Here is a 20,091-nt window from a genome sequence, read left to right as displayed (position 1 = left end):
GCGAGGGATGTAATGTGAAACGAAATCTATCAACGATTCAGCAGTGGTTGCAGGCAGAAGGACAACAAATTGAACAGCAAATCGTGACAGGCGTCTGCATCGATTCTCGTCAAGTGCAAATGGGAGATCTGTTTATTCCCTTCCGTGGAGAGCAAGTGAATGGTCATCGGTATGTCGAAGGCGCGATCGAGCGGGGGGCAGTAGCTGCTCTATGGCAAAAAGATGAACCGAATCCACCCGCAAATCTACCACTCCTATTCATCGACGACGCAGAACAAGCATTACAGCAAATGGCGCGCAGCTACCGAGAAGAGTTGACCTGCAAAGTCATTGGGGTAACAGGCTCCAACGGTAAAACATCCACAAAAGATTTGCTGGCCGGTGTGTTATCTCCTTATTTAAAAGTGAAGAAAACAGAAGGTAATTTCAATAATGAATTAGGACTGCCGCTAACACTATTATCGATCGATGATGAAACTGAAGTAGCCATACTAGAAATGGGAATGAGCGGATTCGGAGAGATTTCTTTTTTGTCGAATCTCGCAGCTCCTCACTTTGCGGTGATCACCAATGTCGGTGAAGCGCATATGCAAGATCTCGGCTCTCGGGAAGGCATTGCCAAAGCGAAATTTGAAATTATAGATGGTTTAGCGAAAGATGGTCTATTGCTCTATGACGGTGATGAGCCGTTGTTGCGTGAACTTGTTTCGCGGCAGCCTGCGTTACGCACCGTTTCATTCGGTTATGAACGGGCGGATTTGATGACGGAGCAGATCCGTTCCACTGATAAAGGAAGTTGTTTCACCGTACATGGCAAGCTACAAGGAGAATTCATCATACCTGTTTACGGTGCACACCAAGTGAAAAATTCATTGGCAGCCATATTGATTGCCAATGAACTAGGACTGACTCCCGAACAAATTAAAAGTGCATTAGAACAAACCACGCTGACTGATATGCGTATGCAACCTGTGGCGGGGTTGAATGGTTCTTTACTAATTAATGATGCGTACAATGCCGCACCTACCTCTATGCGAGCTGCGTTTCGTTTTATCAAAGATACATCCGTACGTCGGGACAAGTGGCTTGTCCTTGGCGATATGCTGGAACTCGGAGATGAGGAACAGGCCTATCATGAAGGTCTGGCGGAAGATTTGAAAGAACTTGACCTGCAAGGTGTTGTTCTCTTCGGTAGTCGGATGAAGTGGCTTGCGGATCAACTAACGGACTTTTCAGGAGAGGTTATGTGGGCAGCAGATGATGCAGAATTGATAGCAGATGCGCTACGTCCGAAACTGACAGAGCAGACAGTCGCCTTGTTTAAGGGCTCTAGGGGAATGAAGTTGGAGCGGGTCATCGGAGCGCTCACAGAGAAATCATCGTGACAACAGGCGTCCTCTTTATTCATGGATTTACAGGTGGTCCTTTTGAAATTGCTCCCCTGAAACAGTTTCTGAAAAGTCATACGGATTGGAAAGTGGTGTCTCCGGTTTTACCTGGACACGAAATGGATTGCGGTTTGCAAAAAGGCTCAGCGGCCTCATGGGTGATGGCCGCTGAGCTTGAATTGCAGGGATTACTTAAAGAAGTTGATCGCGTGTTCGTTATTGGCTTCTCTATGGGTGGTTTAATTGCCATGTATTTAGCGTTACGTTATCCGATTACAAAAATTGTGTTACTTAGTGCCGCTGCAAAGTATATCAGTCCTAAAATTCTGGTAGAAGATGCAAGAATCATGATGAAGTCATCCATGCGGCATCGTTATCCCCCGGATTCGTTCTATCATTTATACAATTATAAACTTACCCATACACCAATTCGTGCAGCGCTTGAATTTTTACGTGTTGTCCGTTTAGTGAAGCCGTATCATCAAGACGTAAAAACACCAGTTTGCATTGTGCAGGGAGAAAAAGATGGAATTGTACCCGTTTCGACCGCTTCCTTACTGTTTGAACAGCTAGGATCAGAGCATAAAAAACTGATTTATTCAGAGCGTGGCAAGCACCATATTTGTTATAGCGATGACCGGGATGTATGGTTTGAAAAAGTATTGAGTTTCTTGATAGAAGACTGATTAATGGAACATAAGCGGATTCGTTGCAGTCTGTTGTAAGCCGTGGTAAACTAATGAAAGGAATTGGATACATTTACACAGCACTCTTCCGTTTTTTTGCGGAGAGTACTTTTTTTTGAATAAAACGGTGGATAAGTAGGCAAACTAGCAATGATTTGCCGTTCTCACCGCTCGGCAAGGACCGGGCTTTCCTTGTATGTCGCAGGTTTTACATTGTGCTGCATAAAAATCTGGACGCAATTACGCTAGGTGTAATTGATATGACCCCTCTGCATCCGCAGGAATCCTTCTAGAAGATTTCCTCTACAAGCCAGAGATGGATATATCGGAAATGCTCCCAACTTTCAAAGTACATGGCTCGAAGTTGCCGCGCTTTCATTTGCAAATGTAACCAATTGTCAAATGAAGAAATAAAGGAGATTGAATATTTTGACAAAGTTTTCAGAATTGAATATTAGTGAAACAACACAAAACGCTTTGCTACGCATGGGGTTTGAAGAGGCAACACCAATCCAGGAAGGTACCATTACATTTGGAATGGAAGGCCGCGACGTCATCGGGCAAGCACAGACAGGTACAGGTAAAACTGCAGCTTTCGGTATTCCGATCATTGAGAAATTGGATCCGAAAAATCCAGCAGTTCAGGCGTTGGTCATTGCACCTACTCGTGAATTGGCAATCCAAGTATCTGAAGAAATCTACAAAGTGGGCTACGGTAGCCGTGCGAAAGTTCTTTCCGTTTATGGCGGTCAAGAAATCGGACGCCAAATCCGTGCACTTCGTAACAATCCGAATATCGTAGTAGGTACACCTGGACGTATATTGGATCATATCAACCGTAAAACATTGAAGTTAGACAACGTTCAGACGATTGTGTTGGACGAAGCAGACGAAATGTTGAACATGGGATTCATTGAAGATATCAATACAATTCTTGCAAGCGTACCGGCTGAGCGTCAGACGTTGTTATTCTCAGCAACAATGCCGGCTCCAATCCGCAAAATTGCAGAAACGTTCATGAAAAACCCAGAAATCGTAAAGATTAAGTCTAAAGAGATGACTGTGGAAAATATCGAACAGTTCTTCGTGAAAGCCCACGAACGTGAGAAGTTTGATGTGCTATCTAGATTATTGAACGTTCATCAGCCTGAACTTGCAATTGTATTTGGTCGTACAAAGCGTCGTGTTGACGAGTTGGCACACGCATTGAGCATCCGTGGTTACTTAGCAGAAGGAATCCACGGTGATTTGACTCAAGCGAAGCGTATGTCTGTATTACGTCAATTTAAAGAAAACAAAATTGATGTGCTAGTAGCAACAGACGTAGCAGCACGTGGATTGGATATTTCAGGCGTAACACATGTCTACAACTTTGATATTCCACAAGATCCAGAAAGCTATGTTCACCGTATCGGACGTACAGGTCGTGCGGGTAAGAGCGGAATGGCAATTACATTCGTAACGCCACGTGAAATGGGTTACCTTCGTATCGTTGAGGAAACGACTAAGAAGCGTATGACTCCTTTACGTCCACCGACATCTGATGAAGCATTATTCGAACAGAAGAAAATAGCAGTAGAATCTTTAGCGGAAGCTATTGAACAAAATAATTTAGAAGATTACGCAGGACTAGCTGCACAATTACTTGATAAATACGAAGCAAAAGATATTGTTGCGGCAGCTCTTAAATCATTAACGAAAAATGTTGATGAAACACCAGTTACGATTACGGAAGAGCGTCCATTACCTTCACGTAAGACGTCTTCACGCAGCGGCGGTGGTTACAAAGGCAATCGCAGTAGCGGTGGACGCTCTCAAGGCGGACGTAGTAGAAGCTTCAGCGGTAGCGCTGGTGGTTCACGACGCAGCGGCGGACGCGATGGTGGCAGAAGAGACGGCGGTTCACGACGCAGCAGTAGCAGCCGTACGGAACGATAAGAATAGATTAATGAAAATCCGGGATTGCTCAGCAATTCCGGATTTTTATGTTTAAAAGACGAACATTGAAACGTTTTCTGCTTTCTAACGTATACAATAATAGATTACTTAACAGAAGTTCTCACTTTGCCTATTATGAATGGGATTTACTGTGATGGATAGCGGAAGGAAAGCGAGTGTGCAGGCTGATGATATAATTCATCCGTATAAGGGAATGCGTCTAGAATAGGTTGCGATAGATGGGGCATTCCATTAAGAGGAGAGAGGGGGGTATGAAATTCTCTACTGCTTATAATGTTGACGTTATTTCCAGCGGTTTTCTTGCTAATGGCAAGTATATTTGCGTGTGTTCAAAAGGAAGAAAGAATTACAAAACTATATTTTAAAAAGGCCTTCCTCCTTCTGGTTACTATGCTTGCTTTTAGATTGGTTCTGGAATTTGTGTAAAATCGAACTCATGCAACTGACCTCTCCTTTCCTGCAACTAGAGGTAGGGTACGATTTTTAACACGAAGGATTTGTACATATAATGGAAATTCTATTGGATTAGTATAGGCAAGTATGCCAAGGTGTAATTGTTAAGAAAAAGAGGTGGATATGTTGAGGCAGCAACCGGCGAATCAAATCTCCAAAAAGGGACTTACGGTTTGGAGACTATATGGGATTATTCAAACATTAATTACTTTGGCTGTGGCTATCGGTGTTGGTTTTCTTGTGTACTATTTTGAAGGGCCCATTTGGATTGGTATAGTGGCAGCAGTCATTGTCGTTCTATATGCATTTTTCTCTATATATCTTTTCCCGAAAATTCGATGGGAACGATGGCGTTATGAAGTGCGCGAGGCTGAGATTGAGTTGCAACATGGGCTTTTCATTGTGAATCGGACGTTGATTCCGATGGTGCGTGTGCAGCATGTGGACACAGCGGAGGGGCCGATCTTGCGTAAATATGGCCTCGCGTCGATTACGATATCTACAGCGGCAACGAATCATTCCATTCCAGCTTTGGTGACGGAGGAAGCGGATGAATTGCGTAACCGAATCTCCACGTTTGCAAGGGTGGCGAAAGACGATGTCTGAACAACGGTATAAATTGCATTGGATTACGGCTGTAGTAGAGACGGTTAAAGCCTTGAAGGACATGATCGGACCATTTATTATTTTAGTTGTCGTCAACGGCTTTAAAGGTGAGCGTTCTGGACCTTGGTTTATTCAGTATTGGTCACTGATTTTCTTCGGCATTCTGATCGTGTTTATATTGGTCTCAGGCATTGTAAAATGGCGGCGCTTCGATTATTGGTTTGAGGATCAAGAATTGCGGATTGTGTCGGGGCTGTTCGTCCGGAAAAAACGCTACATCCCATTTGACCGTATACAGAGTCTAGACTATACAGAAGGTATTTTTCATCGACCTTTTCAATTGGTCAAAGTAAAAGTAGAGACGGCGGGTTCTTCTTCGGGAAAGGATTCGGAAGCGGAACTGACCGCCATTACGAAAGAAGCGGCTCGTCAAATTGAGCAGGAAATTCAGCGTGCGAAAAAAGATCAAATTATAGGGCCGCTTCTTCATCGGTATGACAATGATGAGTTATTGCTTTATAGAGAACCAGAAGTTGCTCAAGAAACAGCACGGTCTGCATCGGCCATTTTTTCCATGACAACAGGGGATTTGTTAATGTTGGCAACGACGTCAGGAGGAATTGGTGTCATTCTATCGGGTGCAATTGTATTTCTATCGCAAATAGAAGAACTCATTCCGTTTGATTGGCTGTTTGGCGAGTTAGAATCTTTTGTCCGTTTTGGTGTATTTGTGATCACCATCATGATATTACTCGGCTTTCTATTCGTTTGGTTATTATCTGTCGCTATGACCTTCTTAGCTAATTATGATTTCAAAGTGGTACTCGAAAAAGATGATCTCATCATTACACGAGGTCTGCTCGAGAAGAAACGCGTTACGATTCCCTTAAATCGTGTGCAAAATGTAGCGATCGTAGAGAATCCGTTACGTCAGTTATTCGGCTACGCGACGGTTGTTGTCAATAGTGCAGGCGGTGTTGGGGAAGGTGCGCAAATTAAGCTGTTTCCATTGGCTAAGCGAAATCGAGTCATCGAGCCGTTACAGGAGATGTTTCCCAATTTAGATTTCAATGAGCCTACAGAAAAACTGAATGAACAAGGAAGGCACTTTTATTATCGGTTCAAGCTAATTCTGACGTTAGTAGTCATTTCGGCAATCTCTTACTTCCTATTTCCATATGGTTTGCTGACGCTTTTACTGCTCCCGCTGATGTGGGCTTTAGGCCAGTGGCAATACCGGACAGCGGCATATTCGATTTTATCCAAACAGCTGACTATTCGATTTCGAACCATAAGTCGACATACCGTGTTTACGGAGAAAAATCGTATTCAAGCAATGGAAATGAATCAGAACTATTTTCAACGTAGGAAGCAAGTGGCGACGCTTACGGTCAATGTCAAATCAGGCGTGACTGTCGACGCTTCTTCCATTCGGCATATGGCGCAAGACCGAGCAGAAAATTTTCTGAAGTGGTATGAATACTCTCCTGAAGGAAATGATTGATGGTACCCTTAGTGAGAAAGAGTTGGTTGGTGAATCTAGAACAGTAAAAACTTTTATGATCGCATGTGCAAATTTATGAGCGGTCAGTAGTCCTTTACAAGTGTTTGCCTGGATATATATAGTCACTGACTTGAAGTTATGACTACCGGCAGACTAGAGCGCCAATAAATCCATATACACAAAGCCAGACAAGGAAACTTGTCTGGCTTTGTGTTCAGCTAGCGCTTCTTCCGCCAACTGACGATACGTTTCGGATTAAAATAACTAAGGCCAATGAGAAAGCCGGTGATCAATCCTGCAATGTGGGCGGTGACGTTAATATTAGTACCGAAGAAAGTCATGACAACACTAATGACGATGATTGGCAAGATTACTTGCTTCAGTTGAGGGAAGACATGCTTCGTATAATATACAAGCGCTCCAAAAGCGCCAAACACACCGAAAATCGCGCCACTAGCCCCAACATGTGCATATTCTGGTGGTTGTAGAAAATACGTAGCAATATCACCGAATAAACCTGCCAACATATAAATCGTGATAAATCGGGCCTTCCCCGCGATCTTTTCTAGTTCGGGTCCGAAAACGAATAATGAGAACATATTGAACAGTAAATGCGTAAAACCGCCATGTAAAAACATGGGGGTGACCAGGCGCCAGTACTCTCCATTAGCAATCAAGAAATTATCACCGATTCCAAATAAAAAGAGCCTGTCGCCAATACCCGGCAGCCACGTTAAAATGTAAATACCGATATTCAGTGCTAATAGAAACGTGACGACCGGATATGCGCGAACATACTGAGAAAAATTTTCCGTTCGTATAAACATAGTTTCACCTCAATCTTCTGTACTGATTATACCTATTTTTTATGTCAATGGGAAAGGAGATGTTCATTTTGATTCAAGGAATTGGTTTAGACGTTGTGGAATTGGAACGCATTGCCCACCTAGATCAACGTAGCAATAAATTTCGTGAACGCATTTTATCAGTAACTGAATTACAGATCTATGGAACATTAAGTGGGCATCGGAAAACAGAATACTTAGCTGGTCGTTTTGCAGCAAAAGAAGCATTTTCCAAAGCACGAGGAACGGGAATTGGAAAAGAATGTGGTTTTCTGGATATAGAGATTCTTTCCGAATCGAACGGCCGCCCTGTATTGTATTTTAAGAAGGACCTTGTCAATGGTTTTGTCAGTATCACGCATACCCGAACCGTTGCGGCGGCACAAGTGATTCTAGTGGAATCTTGATTTACACTTTAAATCTTTGAAACAAGCTCGCATATTCAAATCATCTCTCTCATAAGATAAGCTACCCGAATTGATTGGAGAAAGGATGAATTGAATGCGGAAACGATTTCTAATGTTAGTTGTCGTAGCGGTCTTGCTAGTGTTAGGGGGATGCGGTAAACCCTCTAAGGAAGATGTGATGAAAAAGCTAAGTAATAAATGGAACGAAACGAAAGGCTACGAATTGAATGCCTCGATGGAAATTAAAACAGGTGCAGAACCTCGGGTCTATGATGTGGAAGTTTGGCACACTAAGCCAGAATTTTACAAAGTAAATGTAACGCAATCGGGGAATAACGACTCGCAAATGATCGTCCGTAATGAAGAAGGTGTTTTTGTCATTACACCATCCTTGGGCAAAACGTATAAATTTCAGAGTGACTGGCCGGCGCAAAATAGCCAGGGGTATTTGATTGGGACATTAGCAGAAGATATGAAGGTTGACAAGGCGGCTACCATGCAAGAGAAGGAAAAAGAGTACGTCTTTGAAACTGCAACTCGTAATAATCATAAAAAATTATTACCGACTCAAAAGATTCATATTGATAAGAAAACACTATTGCCAACTAAGGTGACCATCCACGATGAAACAGGAGAGGAAAAAATCTCAATCAAGTTCTCCAAAATTTCATTGGGTGTGGAGCATAAAGTTGCTGATTATGCGGTAGAAATGGATAAACCGAAAGCCGATAGTGATCAGACGGAGAACGATGAAGAAGCAACAGACAACGATGAGAAAACAGGCTATCAAACGTATTATCCGGCAGTCAATTGGGAAGGGGCCACGCTGTCAGATGAACAAAGCGTGAAGACTGAAAATGGCCAGCGTGTATTTATGACATTCAGTGGAGAGAAAGAATTTGTGGTGATTCAGGAACCAGCAGAAAAGCCGATGAATCAACTGCCGGTATCAGTAGAAGGGGATCCAGTGGATTTAGGATTTGCGGTTGCTGCATTAACGGATCAATCGATTCATTGGGAAATGAATGGAATTTCATTCTTCATTGCATCGGATACATTGAGCAAAGAGGAATTGATCACAGTTGCAAATTCTATGACGGTGACAGAATCCAAATAAGCAGTAGTTTAATCAATTGACTTGCCCCTACTTTGAGATAGATAATTACTATAAATGGCCTACACTCTGCCCTTTTGTGGCAGAGTGTGCTGGATCATACAGTCTATCCAATGGGGTGAAGCGATATGTTCAACAAGACGGATTATCGACCAACGAAAGCAATAATTGACACAACTGCTATTAAGCATAATGCACAACATGTACGCACACACCTACCCAAAGAAACTCAACTGATCGCTGTCGTAAAAGCAGAGGGCTATGGCCACGGTGCAGTACAAACTGCATTTGCAGCGTTGGATGCAGGTGCATCGGTGCTTGCTGTGGCCACGCCAGATGAGGCCATAGCGCTTAGAAAAAGTCATCCCGTAGTAGATATTCTAGTAATGGGACCTTCGCCTGTTTCTTTTGCAAAAGTGGCGGCAGAACAAGGAATTACAGTAACAGTCACAAGTGCTACATGGGTGGAGCAAATAAATGCTCAGAAGAGATTCGATAGAAAATGCAAAGTTCATGTAAAAATTGACACTGGAATGGGTAGAATTGGGGTACGGACTGAATCTGAACTGTCTCATTTATTGGGGTTGCTTGATCAGTCCGATAATTTGTCGATTGATGGAGTGTTTACTCATTTTTCGCGTGCGGATGAAGAGAATGTAGAGCCAACTAGAGCGCAATTTCAACAATTTATGCAAATGGTTGCCTGTTTTCCTGAAAAGCCGCGCCTTGTTCATGCCTCTAATAGTGCGGCAACATTACTTTATCCAGAGTATGCATTGGATGCTGTTCGTTTAGGGGTGAGCTTGTACGGTATCGCACCTTCCGCAGTGGTTGCGAAAAAGTTACCCTTTGAACTTGAGAAAGCGATGATGATTGAAACCGAATTGGCTTACGTGAAAAAACTTCCTGCGGGTGAAAGAATTAGCTATGGTGGAACGTATGAAACGTCTGAAGAGGAATGGATTGGAACATTGCCAATTGGCTATGCAGATGGTTTGAAACGTTCTTTAATAGGGCAAGAAGTATTAGTAGGTGGAAATCGCGTTCCAATTGTAGGTACAATATGCATGGATCAATGCATGATCAAGTTACCGTGCGATTATCCGGAAGGTGAAAAAGTCGTATTGATCGGCAAGCAGGGAGATGAGGAGATCACGATAGAAGAATGGGCGGAACGGCTAGGCACCATCCCTTACGAAATATCCGTGACATTTTCTGAGCGGATTCCTAGAGTATACAAGTGAAATACAATGTACAGGGAGCGACGTACAGTGTGATAATGCTAGCATGTACTATTGAAAAACATTCGATGTAACGACCATTATTTCGACAAACTAACGAATAAACTTGTATTTCTTGTCATAAGAGTTCAAACCATGTCTGTTCATAATAGAATTTCAATGGTAAGATAGACTTGATATAGAAATAAGGGATGGGTTTGTCGGAGGTGCTCAAGTTGCGTACGGATAAAAACGAAAAAGAAATAATTAGTATAGCCTCAAGAAGATTGCAGCAGCAAAATGAAGACGCAATCTTTCAGCGGGAGCGGGTGCAAGGCGATTTCGTTTATGTGACAACAGAGAGACATATGGAATATGGTGAAGCTTCCTTATTACGGGAGGCCATGATCAGAGGGTATGTTGAAATGTCGCAGATCAACCTAAACATAGCGGCAGAATGTTTATATGCGGAATTTGAAGCTCAGCATACCGTGGAACGTTGCGTCAGCGGAGGATGAAAAGTTGGCAATTAAACGTGGAGACGTCTTTTTTGCAGATTTGTCACCTGTAGTCGGTTCTGAACAGGGAGGGACTCGACCGGTTCTTATCATACAAAATGATATTGGGAATCGGTTTAGCCCCACAGTAATTGTGGCAGCCATTACTGCGCAAATACAAAAAGCAAAATTGCCGACACATGTCGAAATTACAGCGGCACGGCATGGATTCGAGCGGGATTCAGTCATCCTGCTCGAACAAGTCCGCACGATCGACAAGTCAAGGCTCACAGACAAAATTACACACTTAGACGATACGTTAATGAAACAAGTTGATGAAGCATTGCAAGTAAGCTTCGGACTTATTAAATTTTAGCATACATATTCTAACTACAGTTTTTCACAGACAGGCAGTACACAATGGCTGCTCATTAGAAAACACTATAGCCATTAGGTTATAGTGTTTTTTATTTATTGAAATGTGAGTATTAGCAAGTCGTGGGACTATACATCTGGACAGGCTATAAGAATGAATGTTTGTACATTATTTTTATAAAAAACCGCAAAATACATGTAGTTTACTTAAATTTTCGTTACAATAGATATAATTGAAGATGTAGGGAGGAACAAATGGCGATGAACGAAGTAATGAGAAAAAGCATTTCCGACAATATAGATACCATCACCAAACGCTGGGTAGAGCAAATGAAGGGTAACTCCAGTGAACGATTTCTCGACTTAATGCCCGCTAGTATTGTAGAGACGACAAGTAGGGAATTCACAGAGTTAATGACCTCTAATTTATCTGATCAAGAGAAAGTTGATAAAGAAAGATTGGATGAGTTCACAGAGAAGATCATTCATTTTGGTTGGTCCATAAAATTTATTAACCGTGCGATTGATACATTTTCTTCGGTTGTCTATGAGTTGTTTTATGAAAATGGCATTTTGAACGATGGCAATTTGCGAAAAGGTGTGAGTATTTTTGCCAACTGGATTAATCCGTTGCGTGAAAGCATTATTGAAGAATACTCGACGAAATGGGAACGTACCGATAGCTTGCAAAAAATTGCACTGCAGGAATTGTCAGCTTCACTGATTCCCGTATTTGATAAGATATCCGTTATGCCCTTAGTCGGTACGATCGATACGGAGCGAGCCAAACTAATTATGGAGAATTTGTTAGAAGGCGTCGTGAAGCAACGTGCGGAGGTCGTGTTGCTTGACATTACCGGAGTTCCGGTCGTGGATACGATGGTAGCTCATCATATCATTCAAGCCGCAGATGCGGTGCGTCTGGTTGGTGCGAAATGCATGTTGGTTGGCATTCGTCCTGAAATTGCACAGACGATTGTAACATTGGGTATTAACTTAACAGACTTTTCAACGACTAGCACATTGAGACGAGGGATGCAAAAGGCGCTGCAGATGACAGGACGAACCATAGTGGAGGAGGAATAGTAGTATGAAGATGCGAATCCCGATTCTAAAGTTAAAAGACACATTGATCGTATCCATTCAAGTGGAGCTAGATGATCAGACGGCTCTCCAATTCCAGGAAGATTTATTGGATCAGCTGCATAAGACATCTGCCCGCGGTGTGGTGATCGACTTGACACCTATCGACTTCATTGACTCCTTTATCGCAAAAGTACTCGGTGATGTGATTCACATGACAAGTCTGATGGGGGCTAAAGTAGTCATCACAGGTATACAGCCATCAGTGGCTATCACACTAATTGAACTTGGTATACGTTTAGAAAATGTAACGACTGCGTTAGATCTAGAAAACGGACTAGAGAAATTGACTAGAGAATTGGAGGCCTGACCATGGATCACAGGTCTTCTATAGAGATCAATACGGAATGGGATATTGTTGCCGCAAGACAGCTTGGCCGTAATGAAGCAAAAAGCACGGGTTTTGGAACGGTAGACCAAGCGAGAATTACGACCGCCATCAGCGAGTTGGCGAGAAATATTTATCTTTATGCTGGAAAAGGCAAGATCGAAATTGAACCAATCACAGTAGGCCAGCGAACAGGCTTACTCATCATTGCATCGGATGAAGGTCCAGGTATTGCCGATTTACAGAAAGTAATGGAAGACGGCTATACCACTTCAGGTGGGTTAGGTGCAGGTATGCCTGGCGTCAAACGTTTAATGGATGACTTTCGAATAGAAACAGAAGTGGGCGTCGGTACTACCATTACAGCGACAAAATGGTTGCATTAGGAGATGAGAGACAGTGCCACAGGAGGCGGGTTTACAGTATAAACAAATGCTGGATAATTATTTGCGTTCCCAAGGAGAGGAAGATCTCTATTTGGGCCAGCAATTTAGCCGTAGTTTTATAGAGAAAAAGATTGCGCCTGAAGACGTGATCAGTATTCATAAAACCTCAATTGAAGAACTCATTAAAGACTTGCCCTCTGAAGTCAGCGTTTCTTTTGATTTCCTAATCGAGATGATGATTCATTATGGGCTAGCCTTGAAAGAACACCAAAGTTTGATCCGCAAACAAGAAGCCATTCAAATGGAAATGGATGTTGCGGTGAAGGTGCAGAATACGCTACTGCAGACAGCGACTCCTGAGGTAAACGGTTTGGACATCGGCTGGATTTCCAGACCTGCTAAACGAATGAATGGTGACTATGTATACTTTTTAAATGAGACTTCAAACGAAGTATGTTTAGCAGTGGCCGATATTATCGGAAAAGGAATGTCTGCTGCTATGCATATGTCCATGGTGAAATTCGGTATGGATAGTCTGCGCTATGAAAAAAGAAGTCCTTCCCATGTTCTTAGTTTCATCAATAATATGATCGAAAAAAGCATATCCGATTCGATGTTCATTTCCATGTTCTATGGGAAATATGATACAGACACCGCTACATTCCGATATTCTTCTGCGGGCCATGAACCTGCCTTGTTTTATCGCGCTGCAGAAAAGTCCTTTACGCAATTGGAAAGCAAAGGGCTTCTACTAGGTGTACAAGAAGGTGCAAATTATGAGGAACGTACAGTCAAGCTCGAAAAAGATGATTATATCGCCATTATGACAGATGGTGTAAGTGAAACTAGAACGGAAAAAGGCTTTATCGAAATGGATGTTATTGAGGATTTACTGCATCATGTGAAATCAGAAAGTGCGCAGGTGATGGTTGACTATTTATTTAACGAACTTTCTAGAATGCAAGATTACCAGCTGCGGGATGATTTTACGCTGGTTATTCTAAAAAAAACAAAGTAAAGGTTTAGATGTTCTGAAAGTGGGTATAAAACAATAGTGTGCAGTAAATGAAAGAGTATGCACATGGATTGAAAAAATAGACAAACCAAATCGGGGTGGCGAAATGAATTTACAAGTTGAGCAAGTAGACAAGGATCTAGTTCATAATTTTAAGATAATTGGAGAAATAGATATATATACAGCGCCGAAGCTAAAAGAACATCTAACAAATTTAGAGCAAGCAGAAGGAATGGAAGTCGAGTTGGACCTATCCGAAGTGAATTACATGGATAGTACAGGTCTGGGTGTTTTCGTTGGCTTTTATAAAGAGGTAAAAGCACACAATGGAAAAATGGTGATTAAAGGGCTAAATCAGCGCCTCTATCGTTTATTTGAAATTACCGGATTGAGTGAAATTATGCAGATCAAAGAGATAGAAGGTGGCGAAGATCATGCAAGCGTTTGATTACATTGAGGTGAAAGTTCCTGCAAAGCCGCAATATGTCGGAGTAGCTCGACTAGCCATTTCAGGTTTGGCCAGTCGTCTAGGATTTACATATGACGAAATCGAGGATTTGAAAATTGCTGCAAGTGAGGCTGTAACAAATGCAGTGCAGCACGCCTATCATGACGAGAAAGTGGGTGAAGTGATTTTAGGTTGTGCCCTATATGAAGATCGATTGGAAATTGTCGTGACAGATCATGGCAAGAGCTTCGATTTTGAAGAAACGAAGAAGAAAATTGGCCCCTATCAGGACTGGAATGAAGATTCTCCCTTGAGAGAAGGCGGATTAGGTCTTTATTTAATGGAAACCCTAATGGATGAAGTGAAAGTCGATCATGGGGAGGGTGTTATCGTCTTCATGACCAAATATCTGGGCAGAGAGCGGGGAGAAGGACATGTCAAACCAACAGTCTTCTCGTGACAATGAGACGAAAGAACAAGTACTTCAATGGATTCAGCAATATCAGGAAACTAATGACGATTATGCCCAGACACAGCTAGTTCTTCATTATGAACGATTGGTCCACTCGATCGCACGGAAATACTCCAGAGGTCAGTCCCATCACGAAGATATCGTGCAGGCAGGAATGCTTGGTTTGTTAGGTGCGATCCGTCGCTATGATTCCGAACAAGGAAGAAGCTTTGAAGCATTTGCTGTGCCTACGATCATTGGGGAAATCAAACGTTTCCTTCGAGACAAGACGTGGGCAGTACATGTGCCTCGTCGGATCAAAGAACTAGGACCGAAAATCAAAGCAGCCGTTGAAACATTGACAACAGAATTTCAGCGCTCTCCTATGGTTTATGAAATAGCTGAGTATCTCGAAACTGATGAGGAACTTGTGCTGGAAGCTATGGAAATGGGCAGGAGCTACCAAGCGTTATCCATTGACCATACGCTAGACGCAGATGCCGAGGGTGGAACGATTACATTGCTTGATATCATCGGCGAAGTAGATGATGGATTTGAAAAGACAGACCAGCGAATGCTTGTATTAAATGCACTAAATGTATTGAGTGAACGTGAACGCCAAATTATCCAGTATACATATATTGACCAAATGAGTCAGAAAGAGGCTGGAGAACTGCTAAACATTTCTCAAATGCATGTGTCTAGGCTACAGAGAAAGGCGATTAAGAAACTGCAGGAAGTAATACTAACAAGTGGTGGTGCGAAGTAGTGGAAACTTTTGGGAATGGGTATGTAGAGGCGTATATATATCAACAGTCGAAAAAAGGAAATAAGGATTCTGGGGATGCTTACTACATTCATTCAGAGGAAGATTATTTCATATGTGCAATTGCCGATGGGTTAGGCAGTGGATCGATCGCGAAAGAATCTGCTGAAGTGATCCCAGATGTATTGAAAGAATATCATCATGAATCACCTGACGATTTGTTACTGCGTTGTAATAAACAAATGTTTCATAAGCGTGGAGCAGCGGTCGGTATTGTAAAAGTTTACTATGCACAGCAAACTTTGGAATATAGTTGTGTCGGCAATATCCGTCTATATATCCTACAATCAAATGGTCAGATGATTTATCCGTTACCTGTCATGGGATACTTATCGGGACGTCCACAATCACTTCGTACACAACGCTACCCATACAATAAAAATGATCGGTTTTTCTTGCATTCAGATGGTGTGAGTTTACGTAGTCCTAAAAAATATTTACAGGAAAATTCCACTCCTTATCAATTGTATAAGAAAATTGAAGATACTATTGATGATAATGATGATGCAACATTTATCGCAGCGAGCCTGCTTCATTAAGTTGAAGCGGGTTTTTTGTATTCAGTGACAGACAACAGACAGCAAATAGTTTAGGCAGGAATCTGATTTCATCCTATGCTATTATATGGAAAGAAGAAAGGGTGGTTGAATTGACGATTGATATTATGGAAGCAACTGCTAGCCGAGCAGGAGTTGGTAAACGCCAAACTGCTAGTGTCATCGCATTATTGGAAGAGGGTAATACAGTACCTTTTATTGCACGTTACCGGAAAGAAGCAACAGGCTCATTAGATGAAGTGCAGATTAAGGATATTGAAGATTCCTATCACTACGTCAAAGCACTAGAACAACGAAAAGAGGAAGTACTTCGTCTAATTGAGGAGCAAGGAAAGCTAGATGATCAATTAAAAGCGGAAATTGAACGGGCTACTGTGTTGCAGCGAATTGAAGATCTCTATCGTCCATATAAACAAAAACGCAGAACAAAGGCAATGATTGCAATTGAAAGTGGCTTAGAACCACTAGCTGATCAAATGATGCAACAGCAATCTGCAGCTATTGAGAAAGCGGCCGAAGCCTTTCTAAACCCCGAAAAGGAAGTTCATACAATAGAAGAGGCTTTAGAAGGTGCTAAATTTATCATTGCGGAAAGAGTGTCAGAAGATGCTACTATGCGAGAGCGGATTCGGAAAATAGCGTGGTCGTCTGGAAGATTGACAGCCAGCTTGAAAAAGGGAGCCGAAGACGAGCGGAATGTCTTTGAAAATTATTATGACTATGAGGAACCGCTGAATAAAATCGTTCCTCACAGAGTGCTTGCTATCAACCGTGGTGAAAAAGAAGATGTACTGCGCGTGGGCGTAGGATTTCCCGTTGATCGGATCATTGGTGATCTAGAGCGGACGTATCTCAAACAAACCAGTTCATCATCTGCATTCTATATAAAAGAGGCTTTGGAAGATTCATTTAAACGATTAATTGCTCCTTCTATTGAAAGGGAAGTACGAACGACTTTGACCGAAAAAGCAGAAGCACAAGCCATTCATGTGTTTTCTGAAAATCTTAGAAGCTTGCTGCTGCAACCACCATTAAAAGGTAGAACAGTTCTCGGGGTAGACCCTGCCTTCCGAACAGGTTGTAAACTTGCTGTTGTCGACGAAACGGGGAAGCTGCATGATATCTCGGTTATCTACCCGCATCCACCAAAGCCGCAAAAGGAAGCCTCCAAAAAAGTCATATTAGATTTATTGAAGAAGTATCCGATCTCGATTATTGCAATTGGTAACGGAACGGCTTCACGTGAAACCGAGAAGTTTATAGTTGATATTATTAAAGAAGCTGAAAGTCCAGTTTCTTATGTCATCGTGAACGAGGCTGGGGCAAGTGTCTACTCGGCATCGCCACAAGCTAGAGAAGAGTTTCCTGACTTACAGGTAGAACAACGCAGTGCGGTTTCGATTGCACGACGACTACAAGATCCTCTATCGGAGCTTGTCAAGATTGATCCGGGTTCTATCGGCGTAGGTCAATACCAGCACGATGTTGCAAAAAAGAACTTGTCAGAGTCGCTGTCTTTCGTTGTAGAAACGGCAGTCAATAGAGTAGGCGTGAACGTGAACACCGCTTCCTCCTCACTTTTGCAGTATGTGTCTGGTCTTTCGAAAACGGTGGCTGAAAATATCGTTAAAGCAAGAGAAGAAGCAGGGAAGTTCAATAAACGGACAGACTTAAAGAAAGTACCTAGACTAGGTGCGAAAACGTATGAGCAAGCAATCGGCTTTCTACGCATACCCGAATCAAAAGAACCTTTCGATTCAACAGGAATCCACCCAGAAAGCTATGCAATCGCAGAATCAGTATTACGAGAATTAGATTTAGATAAATCTCAATTAGGAACAAGCGAGGCAACAACTGCCCTAGAACAAGTTGATGTTGCACAACTGGCAAGTCAGCTGGGTGTTGGAAAAATCACACTCCAGGACATCATCCAAACGCTACAGCGACCAAACAGGGACCCGCGTGATGATTATCCTCAACCTTTATTAAAAGCAGATGTCCTTGATATAAAAGATTTACATGAAGGTATGGAAATGCAAGGAACTGTCCGAAATGTCGTGGATTTTGGTGCTTTCATCGATATCGGAGTTTCCGAAGATGGACTAGTTCATATTTCTAAAATGAAAAAAGGATTTGTCAAACATCCTTTAGATGTAGTAGCTTCCGGAGATATTGTCACAGTGTGGATTGATTCCGTAGACCGCCAAAAAGGACGTATTGCATTATCCATGCTGCCGGTAAATAAGTGAGGTAGAAAAATGACATGACGGACGAACAATTACAACAACTAGTTGAACGTATTTCACTCGACATTTTTCATAAACCCTTTGCACATCAGGCGATCTTCAATAAAAGATTACGTACAACAGGCGGACGGTACAAGCTATCTAATCATTTCATTGAAATAAATCCTCGGGTTGTAGATCTTTATGATGAAGAGGAATTAGTAGGGATCATCAAACATGAATTGTGTCATTATCACCTTCATCTGGAGGGGAGAGGGTATAAACATGGAGATGTTGATTTCAAGCAATTATTAGGCTCAACGAATTCTCCCCGTCATTGTAAGCCTCTTGCAGAACGTAAAACGAATAGTAGAATTCTACACATTTATCGCTGCATGGCTTGTGGTTGTGAATATCAGAGGAGAAGAAAAATGGATTGTAGTAAATACCGTTGTGGGAAATGTGAAGGCGAGATTATTAAAGTGGAATAGGTGTAGTGAAAGAGAGTTGGTTCATCAGACGCTGAATAGAAAACAAGTGGCAAGAATCCACTGTTTTTCGTCAGTAGTTTGCTACCTTCTTGAAACATCGTGTATGAAGTTGCAAATGAGCTTTATAAGTATATGATGAAATTCAGGAATGTCCGAAGTAGAAAGCAACATGTAATACCGAAGAGGCTATCTGTACAAAGTCATTAACTAATGCCTTTACACAGATAGCCTTTTTTAATATGAATTATTATTTATCAATTATCAAAATAAAGGTGCATAGTAGATTATTTGATGGGTACATTATAAAAGTGTAAGTTTGAAAACAAGTCTTCACGCCATAATTCACAATCAAATTTTAGGAGAGAATCAAAATATATATGCTACATTTATAAAAGACAGATAAAGGAGAAAGCCTTATAAATCAAGGATTCTAAATGAATGAGAAAGTTTTTTAAAAAAGATTGAGGAAAAAGGTTGACGAATGGCACGACCCTGTCTATAATAGAAAAAGTCGACTGAGACAAGCGCGTAAAACGCTCTCCGGTTGACCGAACAATAAAACTAAGGCCCCTTGGTCAAGCGGTTAAGACACCGCCCTTTCACGGCGGTAACACGGGTTCGAATCCCGTAGGGGTCACTTTAGTAAAATGAAACGAATGCCTAAAGATCTGATAGCGGTTTATCATTATTGGGGTATAGCCAAGCGGTAAGGCAACGGACTTTGACTCCGTCATTCGTTGGTTCGAATCCAGCTACCCCAGCCATTTTTATTAAGTTAACTATAGGTATGTTGTGAAGAAGTGAAAGTTATTTCGAAGTTATCGTTTTTCTTTAAAACGAGCCGTTAGCTCAGTTGGTAGAGCATCTGACTTTTAATCAGAGGGTCACAGGTTCGAATCCTGTACGGCTCACCACTTTTTTAAAAAAATTGTTGACTTATTATCTAGGTCGTGTATAATAGAGTTTGTCGCTAAAATAAAGCGGTAGTGGCGGAATGGCAGACGCGCTAGGTTGAGGGCCTAGTGGGTGAATAACCCGTGGAGGTTCAAGTCCTCTTTACCGCACCAAACATTCTATTCATTACAATTCATACGCGGGTGTAGTTTAGTGGTAAAACCTCAGCCTTCCAAGCTGATGATGAGGGTTCGATTCCCTTCACCCGCTCCA

Annotated in this window: 21 protein-coding genes and 5 tRNA genes; 25 read left to right on the top strand and 1 reads right to left on the bottom strand. The window is 42.1% G+C overall.

All coding sequences use genetic code 11. The features are described from left to right. The first annotated feature begins 14 nt into the window (after window positions 1-14). From GD002_RS10285 to GD002_RS10265, 5 genes are all read left to right on the top strand, one after another. Window positions 15-1,385: a UDP-N-acetylmuramoyl-tripeptide--D-alanyl-D-alanine ligase gene (locus tag GD002_RS10285; protein WP_153732276.1), complete on the top strand. Its 1,371-nt coding sequence runs from the start codon at window positions 15-17 to the stop codon at window positions 1,383-1,385. Beyond that, window positions 1,382-2,074 carry an alpha/beta hydrolase gene (locus GD002_RS10280; protein WP_153732275.1) on the top strand — a complete coding sequence of 231 codons (693 nt, stop codon included), beginning with the start codon at window positions 1,382-1,384 and terminating at the stop codon, window positions 2,072-2,074. The genes GD002_RS10285 and GD002_RS10280 overlap by 4 nt, the downstream gene beginning before the upstream one ends. Window positions 2,075-2,503: 429 nt before the next feature. Beyond that, window positions 2,504-4,012: a DEAD/DEAH box helicase gene (locus tag GD002_RS10275; RefSeq protein WP_153732274.1), complete on the top strand. Its 1,509-nt coding sequence runs from the start codon at window positions 2,504-2,506 to the stop codon at window positions 4,010-4,012. A 600-nt stretch (window positions 4,013-4,612) separates the two neighbouring features. Then, entirely contained in the window at window positions 4,613-5,092 is a 480-nt protein-coding gene (locus GD002_RS10270; protein WP_153732273.1) for a PH domain-containing protein, read from the top strand. Continuing rightward, entirely contained in the window at window positions 5,085-6,596 is a 1,512-nt protein-coding gene (locus GD002_RS10265; protein ID WP_194841552.1) for a PH domain-containing protein, read from the top strand. The genes GD002_RS10270 and GD002_RS10265 overlap by 8 nt, the downstream gene beginning before the upstream one ends. A gap of 218 nt (window positions 6,597-6,814) precedes the next feature. Here GD002_RS10265 and GD002_RS10260 read toward each other — a convergent pair whose 3' ends face one another. Next, window positions 6,815-7,423: a rhomboid family intramembrane serine protease gene (locus GD002_RS10260; RefSeq protein WP_153732271.1), complete on the bottom strand. Its 609-nt coding sequence runs from the start codon at window positions 7,421-7,423 to the stop codon at window positions 6,815-6,817. A gap of 68 nt (window positions 7,424-7,491) precedes the next feature. Between GD002_RS10260 and acpS the strand changes: the two genes are divergently transcribed. The 20 genes from acpS to GD002_RS10160 all read left to right on the top strand — a co-directional run bounded on the left by acpS (window position 7,492) and on the right by GD002_RS10160 (window position 20,091). Next, window positions 7,492-7,848 (top strand): holo-ACP synthase, encoded by a 357-nt coding sequence (acpS, locus tag GD002_RS10255; RefSeq protein ID WP_153732270.1) that lies wholly within the window; start codon window positions 7,492-7,494, stop codon window positions 7,846-7,848. Between the two features lie 94 nt (window positions 7,849-7,942). Beyond that, window positions 7,943-8,965, top strand: a complete 1,023-nt coding sequence (locus GD002_RS10250; RefSeq protein ID WP_153732269.1) for a LolA family protein — start codon at window positions 7,943-7,945, stop codon at window positions 8,963-8,965. Between the two features lie 125 nt (window positions 8,966-9,090). Further along, complete coding sequence (gene alr, locus GD002_RS10245) at window positions 9,091-10,206, top strand: alanine racemase (RefSeq protein ID WP_153732268.1); 1,116 nt, start codon at window positions 9,091-9,093, stop codon at window positions 10,204-10,206. 188 nt (window positions 10,207-10,394) lie between these two features. Then, window positions 10,395-10,700, top strand: a complete 306-nt coding sequence (locus GD002_RS10240) for a transcriptional regulator (RefSeq protein WP_153732267.1) — start codon at window positions 10,395-10,397, stop codon at window positions 10,698-10,700. 4 nt (window positions 10,701-10,704) lie between these two features. Then, window positions 10,705-11,055, top strand: a complete 351-nt coding sequence (locus tag GD002_RS10235) for a type II toxin-antitoxin system PemK/MazF family toxin (RefSeq protein ID WP_114924880.1) — start codon at window positions 10,705-10,707, stop codon at window positions 11,053-11,055. Between the two features lie 260 nt (window positions 11,056-11,315). After that, window positions 11,316-12,140, top strand: coding sequence for an RsbT co-antagonist protein RsbRA (locus GD002_RS10230; RefSeq protein ID WP_153732352.1), 825 nt, complete (start codon window positions 11,316-11,318; stop codon window positions 12,138-12,140). 4 nt (window positions 12,141-12,144) lie between these two features. Further along, a complete protein-coding gene (locus GD002_RS10225; RefSeq protein WP_153732266.1) occupies window positions 12,145-12,507 on the top strand; it encodes an STAS domain-containing protein in 363 nt (120 codons plus the stop codon). A 2-nt stretch (window positions 12,508-12,509) separates the two neighbouring features. Further along, complete coding sequence (locus tag GD002_RS10220) at window positions 12,510-12,911, top strand: anti-sigma regulatory factor (RefSeq protein WP_153732265.1); 402 nt, start codon at window positions 12,510-12,512, stop codon at window positions 12,909-12,911. Between the two features lie 13 nt (window positions 12,912-12,924). Continuing rightward, window positions 12,925-13,929: a PP2C family protein-serine/threonine phosphatase gene (locus tag GD002_RS10215; RefSeq protein ID WP_194841551.1), complete on the top strand. Its 1,005-nt coding sequence runs from the start codon at window positions 12,925-12,927 to the stop codon at window positions 13,927-13,929. 103 nt (window positions 13,930-14,032) lie between these two features. Further along, the gene (locus GD002_RS10210; protein WP_153732264.1) at window positions 14,033-14,374 is read left to right on the top strand and encodes an STAS domain-containing protein; all 342 of its coding nucleotides are present in this window, start codon (window positions 14,033-14,035) and stop codon (window positions 14,372-14,374) included. After that, a complete protein-coding gene (gene rsbW / locus GD002_RS10205) occupies window positions 14,361-14,834 on the top strand; it encodes an anti-sigma B factor RsbW (protein ID WP_153732263.1) in 474 nt (157 codons plus the stop codon). Before GD002_RS10210 ends, rsbW begins: the two co-directional genes overlap by 14 nt. After that, a complete protein-coding gene (sigB, locus tag GD002_RS10200) occupies window positions 14,809-15,594 on the top strand; it encodes an RNA polymerase sigma factor SigB (RefSeq protein WP_153732262.1) in 786 nt (261 codons plus the stop codon). Before rsbW ends, sigB begins: the two co-directional genes overlap by 26 nt. Continuing rightward, window positions 15,594-16,190: a PP2C family serine/threonine-protein phosphatase gene (locus GD002_RS10195; RefSeq protein ID WP_153732261.1), complete on the top strand. Its 597-nt coding sequence runs from the start codon at window positions 15,594-15,596 to the stop codon at window positions 16,188-16,190. Before sigB ends, GD002_RS10195 begins: the two co-directional genes overlap by 1 nt. Window positions 16,191-16,315: 125 nt before the next feature. Then, complete coding sequence (locus tag GD002_RS10190; protein ID WP_153732350.1) at window positions 16,316-18,457, top strand: Tex family protein; 2,142 nt, start codon at window positions 16,316-16,318, stop codon at window positions 18,455-18,457. A 14-nt stretch (window positions 18,458-18,471) separates the two neighbouring features. Then, window positions 18,472-18,924, top strand: coding sequence for a SprT family protein (locus GD002_RS10185; RefSeq protein ID WP_153732260.1), 453 nt, complete (start codon window positions 18,472-18,474; stop codon window positions 18,922-18,924). 565 nt (window positions 18,925-19,489) lie between these two features. Beyond that, window positions 19,490-19,561 (top strand) — tRNA-Glu (locus tag GD002_RS10180). 52 nt (window positions 19,562-19,613) lie between these two features. Next, window positions 19,614-19,688 (top strand) — tRNA-Gln (locus GD002_RS10175). 74 nt (window positions 19,689-19,762) lie between these two features. Continuing rightward, window positions 19,763-19,838: transfer RNA gene (locus tag GD002_RS10170), tRNA-Lys, on the top strand. A gap of 66 nt (window positions 19,839-19,904) precedes the next feature. Beyond that, window positions 19,905-19,991, top strand: a tRNA-Leu gene (locus tag GD002_RS10165). Window positions 19,992-20,017: 26 nt separating this feature from the next. Continuing rightward, window positions 20,018-20,091 (top strand) — tRNA-Gly (locus tag GD002_RS10160).

It is taken from the genome of Sporosarcina obsidiansis, assembly GCF_009651005.1.
Classification (GTDB): domain Bacteria; phylum Bacillota; class Bacilli; order Bacillales_A; family Planococcaceae; genus Sporosarcina; species Sporosarcina obsidiansis.
This window is presented reverse-complemented; position numbering and strand designations above follow the sequence as displayed.

What these genes read in the sequence shown, in the direction of transcription:
- GD002_RS10265 (WP_194841552.1), top strand. Translation starts at nt 5,085, where the DNA reads ATGTCTGAACAACGGTATAAATTGCATTGGATTACGGCTGTAGTAGAG.
- GD002_RS10260 (WP_153732271.1), bottom strand. Translation starts at nt 7,423, where the DNA reads ATGTTTATACGAACGGAAAATTTTTCTCAGTATGTTCGCGCATATCCG.
- GD002_RS10250 (WP_153732269.1), top strand. Translation starts at nt 7,943, where the DNA reads ATGCGGAAACGATTTCTAATGTTAGTTGTCGTAGCGGTCTTGCTAGTG.
- alr (WP_153732268.1), top strand. Translation starts at nt 9,091, where the DNA reads ATGTTCAACAAGACGGATTATCGACCAACGAAAGCAATAATTGACACA.
- GD002_RS10240 (WP_153732267.1), top strand. Translation starts at nt 10,395, where the DNA reads ATGGGTTTGTCGGAGGTGCTCAAGTTGCGTACGGATAAAAACGAAAAA.
- GD002_RS10230 (WP_153732352.1), top strand. Translation starts at nt 11,316, where the DNA reads ATGAACGAAGTAATGAGAAAAAGCATTTCCGACAATATAGATACCATC.
- GD002_RS10225 (WP_153732266.1), top strand. Translation starts at nt 12,145, where the DNA reads ATGAAGATGCGAATCCCGATTCTAAAGTTAAAAGACACATTGATCGTA.
- GD002_RS10220 (WP_153732265.1), top strand. Translation starts at nt 12,510, where the DNA reads ATGGATCACAGGTCTTCTATAGAGATCAATACGGAATGGGATATTGTT.
- GD002_RS10210 (WP_153732264.1), top strand. Translation starts at nt 14,033, where the DNA reads ATGAATTTACAAGTTGAGCAAGTAGACAAGGATCTAGTTCATAATTTT.
- rsbW (WP_153732263.1), top strand. Translation starts at nt 14,361, where the DNA reads ATGCAAGCGTTTGATTACATTGAGGTGAAAGTTCCTGCAAAGCCGCAA.
- sigB (WP_153732262.1), top strand. Translation starts at nt 14,809, where the DNA reads ATGTCAAACCAACAGTCTTCTCGTGACAATGAGACGAAAGAACAAGTA.
- GD002_RS10190 (WP_153732350.1), top strand. Translation starts at nt 16,316, where the DNA reads ATGGAAGCAACTGCTAGCCGAGCAGGAGTTGGTAAACGCCAAACTGCT.
- GD002_RS10185 (WP_153732260.1), top strand. Translation starts at nt 18,472, where the DNA reads ATGACGGACGAACAATTACAACAACTAGTTGAACGTATTTCACTCGAC.